Origin of the sequence: Lysinibacillus sp. AR18-8, assembly GCF_001705465.1 — a bacterium.
GTDB classification, from domain to species: Bacteria; Bacillota; Bacilli; order Bacillales_A; family Planococcaceae; genus Lysinibacillus; species Lysinibacillus capsici.
Genome location: NZ_MDGU01000054.1, coordinates 75,089 through 81,097, shown reverse-complemented (window position 1 = coordinate 81,097; position 6,009 = coordinate 75,089). Strand labels below are relative to the sequence as shown.

8 protein-coding genes are annotated in these 6,009 nt (G+C 34.9%); all 8 read left to right on the top strand.

All coding sequences use genetic code 11. The annotated features are described in order from the left end of the window. The first annotated feature begins 229 nt into the window (after positions 1-229). Positions 230-541 (top strand): hypothetical protein, encoded by a 312-nt coding sequence (locus BFM98_RS23210; protein ID WP_054548778.1) that lies wholly within the window; start codon positions 230-232, stop codon positions 539-541. A gap of 469 nt (positions 542-1,010) precedes the next feature. Continuing rightward, positions 1,011-1,160 carry a hypothetical protein gene (locus tag BFM98_RS24120; protein ID WP_175400805.1) on the top strand — a complete coding sequence of 50 codons (150 nt, stop codon included), beginning with the start codon at positions 1,011-1,013 and terminating at the stop codon, positions 1,158-1,160. 443 nt (positions 1,161-1,603) lie between these two features. Then, a complete protein-coding gene (locus BFM98_RS24345) occupies positions 1,604-1,834 on the top strand; it encodes a hypothetical protein (protein WP_066038523.1) in 231 nt (76 codons plus the stop codon). Between the two features lie 90 nt (positions 1,835-1,924). Then, entirely contained in the window at positions 1,925-2,431 is a 507-nt protein-coding gene (locus BFM98_RS23200) for a GNAT family N-acetyltransferase (protein WP_083225430.1), read from the top strand. 106 nt (positions 2,432-2,537) lie between these two features. Further along, complete coding sequence (locus BFM98_RS23195) at positions 2,538-3,041, top strand: hypothetical protein (protein ID WP_066038522.1); 504 nt, start codon at positions 2,538-2,540, stop codon at positions 3,039-3,041. A gap of 243 nt (positions 3,042-3,284) precedes the next feature. Continuing rightward, positions 3,285-3,782 (top strand): RNA polymerase sigma factor, encoded by a 498-nt coding sequence (locus BFM98_RS23190; protein WP_066038521.1) that lies wholly within the window; start codon positions 3,285-3,287, stop codon positions 3,780-3,782. Further along, on the top strand, positions 3,769-4,884 hold the full coding sequence (locus BFM98_RS23185) for a hypothetical protein (protein ID WP_066038520.1): 1,116 nt from the start codon (positions 3,769-3,771) through the stop codon (positions 4,882-4,884). The genes BFM98_RS23190 and BFM98_RS23185 overlap by 14 nt, the downstream gene beginning before the upstream one ends. 212 nt (positions 4,885-5,096) lie before the next feature. Continuing rightward, complete coding sequence (locus tag BFM98_RS23180; RefSeq protein WP_066038519.1) at positions 5,097-5,921, top strand: copper amine oxidase N-terminal domain-containing protein; 825 nt, start codon at positions 5,097-5,099, stop codon at positions 5,919-5,921. The last annotated feature ends 88 nt before the right edge of the window (positions 5,922-6,009 follow it).

Genomic DNA, 6,009 nt, shown 5'->3' with positions numbered 1-6,009 from the left:
CAATAATTAGGACTTGACTTACGCATATACAAATGAAGCGAAAAGATAAAGTTTATAATGGTAGTTTTAATTGAATAATAGTTTTCGGCAATTGGGCGCGTTTATTTATCAACGTGTCTTTTTCTTTTAAATGGCAATATTGTTGAATAATACAGTTATTTGAAACCTTTCCTACAATTTACCGTTAAGTATTGTTAAACGGCAATACAAATAGAAAGAGGGATTCGTTATGATTGGTTGGCTTAATATTGGCAGTCTCTTACTAGGAATAATCGCTTGGATACTTCCGGTTATTTATCTAATGGGAAATAAAAAACATGAACATTCTAATTGGGGCATCCTTGCCGTTCTCAGCATCAGTGCCTGCGCTATTTCAATTAGTTTTCAGATGTTTTATAATTATCATTTAGTAAAAATTGAGGATTGGACGGCACTCATGGACACGACACGTGCAGTCGTGATAGCCACAGCAGTTCTTCTCATTTTTACATTGCTATTAAATGGCCTTACTTTTATTGTATATCAAAAGAACAAAAAGTAAGATATTCGTTGCCTGTTCGTATGATTGAAATATATTTTTGGTTTTCAGAGAGTGTAATGAAGATAATGGTAATTTTTGGGACTTTTACAATCGGGCGCTTTATTTAGCGAAAATCTACTCTTTCTCGTGAGATGGCTAGAACAAAGGCTATGAAAAAAATAGTATCAATTATTTTTACGAACAGAAAGCTACCGGTTGATGAGAGGTGCATGTAAAACGAGTGAGAATTCATCTTGGAGCTGTGTACCGAAAAGATCATTCTAAGTTGGCTACACCCGTAAGCACCCGTAATCATGTGCGAGAGTATCGTCAAATGACCGTACTTCTTAAGGTAAGTAATGTGAATTGCTTATAAATTAAAGGTGGTAACACGAGTTGAATCGTCCTTTTGGTTAATCCAAAAGGGCGTTTTTTTTATTCCTTTTTTGAACAAGTATTTGAAAATCTAAACGTATGAGGAGTAAGCATTATGAAAGATAATCATCAAGATTCACAACTAAAGCGGGAATTAGGTACTCGTCACATGCAATTAATTGCACTTGGCGGATCCATTGGGTCGGTTTATTTTATGACTCTAGTTCAACCACTCAAATGGCAGAGCAGGCAAAGTGAGGAATAGGCTCTAAAGTAGCGGTTAAAACATGAAAAGTAGCGGATACAACGTGAAAAGTGATGGATAGAGCAGGCAAAGTGAGGGATAGGCTCTGAAGTAGTGGTTAAAACATGAAAAGTAGCGGATACAACGTGAAAAGTGATGGATAGAGTAGGCAAAGTGAGGGATAGGGCCATCTATTTTGCTCCTTTTCATTTAAGGGTCATATTGTTGAGTAAAGCAATACATCTTACATTTGCGTGTTTATCTTAACATTGGGTCCAATTGTTGAATAACATTCTTTTAAGTAAAGTTTCCAAACAAAGCTTCTGGCACTTTAAGTTTCAGCATTTTAATACATGATATACTTAAACGCACTTGAATTAACACAAGGTATATTGTTATCTTTGTAGAATCTAATTATTATAATAAATTGCGGTGAAATTCAATTCTATAAAGGGAGTGTAAAGGTGGACCTACTACTTTGGGTAACTATTGGTTTCATAATAATTGGATTTGTTGTACTCGCTTCTATGAAAAAAGATATGGAAAGTAAGGTCGCTTTTATAAAATTGAATATGGAAGAAGAGGGAAATTCATCAAAAGCAAGATCTGTAGTTTGGTGGATATGGAGTACCACTGCTTGGGGGATAGTAAGTCTGTTTCTTGTTGTTTGGTGTGTCCATCATTACTTTGGGTAACTTTTTGGCTTCAAATGGGTAAAAACAGGTACTGCACATTTCTAAATGAAATATTGTAGCAAAATATATTAAAAGCAAAGGGTGGGTATTTTGAAGATAATCGAGACGGAACGATTATACCTTAGAGCGTTAAAAATGGACGATCATCATGAATTATCAAAAGTGCTTTCCGACCCTGAATCTATGCAATATTACCCTCATCCCTTTAATCAAGAAGAGGTTAAAAATTGGATCAGATGGAATGAGAAAAATTATAAGCAATATAATCACGGACTATGGGCAGTTGTTTTAAAAGAAGGAGATCTATTTATCGGTGATTGTGGAATAACCATGCAGAACATTGACGGTGTATGGTTACCTGAAATCGGTTTTCACATTATTAAAGCGTATTGGAATAAGGGGTATGCGACAGAAGCGGCATCTGCTTGTAAGGAATATGCATGGAATGTTCTGGGCTATTCTGAAATATTTTCATACACGACCTTAAAAAATATCCCATCCCAAAAAGTTGCGGAAAAAATCGGGATGGAAAATTATAAGATTTTTGAGAAGAATGGTGAACAACAAATCGTTCAAGTTGCCTACAAAAGTTTATGAATAGTTAGTAACTCATTTTTTATTCCAGAAAAGGGCGCGTTTATTTAGGAACGTGTCTTTTTCTTTTAAAGAATTGAATTGCATTCATTTTTCAAAGGGGGATTGAATGAAGAAATATATAAAAGGTTTAGTGCCTTGCATTTATTTGATGTTGTCGTTCTTTGTACTATCTGGCTGCAATGCTCAAAAAAGTGGTAATACTTATTATTTATTATTGATGGGTGAAAGTGAAAGCTGGAATCTAACTGGGTATGAAATTGTTATAACACCAGAAGACTTTAAAGCAGGATTTGGGACCTTAAAAATGAAAAACGTCAATACGTATATGACAGATTTCTTCCACTTTGAAACGCATGTGGTTATCGAGAGTGATGATTCAGTCGTTCATACTGATTCAGTTACTGGTGAGACGAATATAGCAGAATATACAACTGGTGCTATTGCAGGGCCATACATCAATAAAAATGGTGACTTTATTACACTGAAAGATATACATGAGATTTATGTGATCGTTGAATGGTGGGATACTAGTAAGAACGAAAGTATAATAGAAAGAATAGATTTATTTAACAAATCGAAAAAAGAACAGTCCTTCTTGAACGAACTATAGGTAAAGTTGAATAACGATCTTCTCGGACGCTTTTCTGAAATAATAGGAAAGCGTCTTTCTTCATGAAAAGGGCCATTATCAGTAAGCCCATCTAATACATAGGTACTGTTGCATCATCTAGAAGTGCATTGCATACTACTGCAATCTTGATAAAAAGGCTATTCTAAAATATTTCCAGGAGATTGAACAATTTTTTAGAAAACGAGCGTCTAAGTAGTAGGATTGAAACGAGGTGAGTTGTTGTTGGAACAAATCGTAGAACAATATGGTGAATATTTGTATCATCTTAGCTATTTATATATGAAGGATTTTCAGCTTGCAGAGGAGATTACACAGGACGTACTCATGAAGTACTTATTACATAAAGACGATTTTAGAAAAGATGCTTCATTGAAAACGTATTTAACCCGTATCGCTATTAATTGCTGTCACGATGAACTACGTAAACAAAAGAGAAAATCATTTATTTCAAAGCTTTTACCACTAGGTAGAACTGAACCCTCCGTAGAGCAAACATATATAGCAACTGAAGATTTTGCAACTTTAAAGCAAATTGTCTTTGCATTACCACTTCATTATAGGGAAGTCATTGTACTGTTTTATTATGAAGAATTTGATGTTTCTGAAATTGCTAGTTTAATAAACGTCTCACAAAACACCGTTCGTACAAGGATTCGTCGAGCGAGAGAATTGTTGAAAACAAATCCAGAACTGGAGGCAATATTTTATGAAGGAATTTAAAGACAAGCTAAAAGAAGAATTGCGACAAGATGCCCCATTTACAAACGACATCAAGCAACGTATATTGCAAAAGAAACCCATAAAAAGAAAGTTCAACTGGCAGGTTGTCACCGTATCTATTGCAGCTTGTTTCATTATTGGGTTAATGCTATTCGTTGAGTTTTCTCAAAAGAATAACCTACAAACCGCAAGTCAGCAAAATGAGCTACTACCGATTGTCGATGATGTTTCTTCGTTAGACATCATTCAACCGAAATATGCCCATCTACTTGGAAAACAATGGATGTTGCATTTTTTACCCATGATTATTGATAAGGAAGCCCCCATTACGTATGGAGATTACATTGCTTTTTATGGAACGGATGGGCTTGTCGTTTCAACTGTATTAGGATTAGGGAATGATCATGTAACAATGAAGCAAGGGCAAATTTTAGTAGAGGATACCCCATTAAAAGTACATGGATTAAATAAGCAAATAAAAAAAGAGGATATCAATGACCCATTGAAAAACCCTTACTTTTTTCATAACTTTGGAACAAGACCAGCGCCATTCAATGACAAATCGATTTCTGCGAAAGAAAAAGAAATGGTTGTTTATGACAGTGACGAAGGCCATACGATTATGAAAATTAGTGAGGGGCAATTAGTCGGTAAGGTCGTAGGCTTCCAAAATTTTGAGCTAACATTTGAATTGTCTGAACAGGAGCAGCAAGTTTTTGATGCCTTTAAAGCGGATTATAATATTGAAAAGTTAAAAAATATGACACCCCAAGCGATTACTAAAATGTTTTTATTGAGTGATATTGAAAAAGATTATGAAACATACGAAGCATTGTTTACAACAAATAAGAACGAAGAAACAGAAAGTGTTCGAAGACATTATGAGAAAACGAAAATCGTACGTCAGGAGTTGTTTACAAAGGAAATAAATCGTCTTATTATTGCAAACCTCTTTGCTGGGCTAGAACATGCGGAGTTTGAGCAACAAACAGATACAACAGGAGTTGTAAAATTTATTTCACTTGAAGGACCAATTGAGCTAGGTATGGAGAAAAATGCCCAAGGAATTTGGCAGCCAGCCTTTAGTAGGGGAATTTATTAGGTTTTTAGAAAGGACATCAATTCTAATTTTCACCAGTATCTTTATCTAACAATCGGACGCGTTTATTTCGAAACGCGTCTTCTTTTATGGGTCATGTAGATTGAATAAAGAGCATGATAGTTTAACGATATAGGTGGATTTTTATGGTAAAATATTTAGTGGAATGTATTTTTGGGGAGAATAGTGAGTTTTAAGAAAAGGAGTGTTCAAAGTTGAAAAAAGTGTTCTCAGGAATTTTTCTTGGGTTGATTCTAATCATGACTTCGTCACCGGCATATGCAGCCGATTTTCAAATAAAAGTTGACGGTGTTACAATTGCATCTGATGTAAATCCAGAAGTTAAAAGTAATCGGACAATGGTTCCTTTACGTGTAATTAGTGAAAATTTAGGGGTAAATGTTGTATGGACGGATGCCCAAATCACCCTTACTAAAAAAGATATACAAGTAACACTAAAACTTAATCGTAATCAAGTGGTGAAAAACGGTAAAACAGAACTGCTTGATGTAGAGCCATATATGAAGAATAATCGTACTTTTGTTCCGATGCGTTTTCTTGCCGAAACATTTGGCAGCAATATCACTTACAAAAACGGTACAGTAACAGTTGAGACACAGCCTCTCTTTATTGATGGTATAAAAGTAAAAGCATTGCAATACGAATATCATATGACATTAGGCGGAGTCGTACAGCAAATCAATGGGAATGGTTATAACGAAGCTATTTATAATACTTTTATAAAAAATAATGGAAGTAAAATCGAAGCACCTACTTATAATCCTTGGAATTCTCATCCCATTCCAGTAGGAGACTATGATAAAAATGCGCAATTTGATTTTTTAGACCAAGACTCGAACAGTATCAAACGGTTTGATATTTATTTTTCCACGGGGGACTTGGGCGGAGTTTTGGTGCATGATACTACTGCAAATCATTGGTATGTCTACAGTGATACCGCAAGACTGGGAATACTTCAATTAATTGATACAGCCTCGTTGAACGGCTTTGTGACGGTTATGAGTAATACAATTCCTTAAGGTGGATGATAGTGTTTTACTATTGTTTTAACGGACTTACTTTAATAAGGAGTAGAGCCTTTTTCTACTTAAACAACATTGCAACTTT

What these genes read in the sequence shown, in the direction of transcription:
- BFM98_RS24120 (WP_175400805.1), top strand. Translation starts at nt 1,011, where the DNA reads ATGAAAGATAATCATCAAGATTCACAACTAAAGCGGGAATTAGGTACT.
- BFM98_RS23195 (WP_066038522.1), top strand. Translation starts at nt 2,538, where the DNA reads ATGAAGAAATATATAAAAGGTTTAGTGCCTTGCATTTATTTGATGTTG.
- BFM98_RS23210 (WP_054548778.1), top strand. Translation starts at nt 230, where the DNA reads ATGATTGGTTGGCTTAATATTGGCAGTCTCTTACTAGGAATAATCGCT.
- BFM98_RS23185 (WP_066038520.1), top strand. Translation starts at nt 3,769, where the DNA reads ATGAAGGAATTTAAAGACAAGCTAAAAGAAGAATTGCGACAAGATGCC.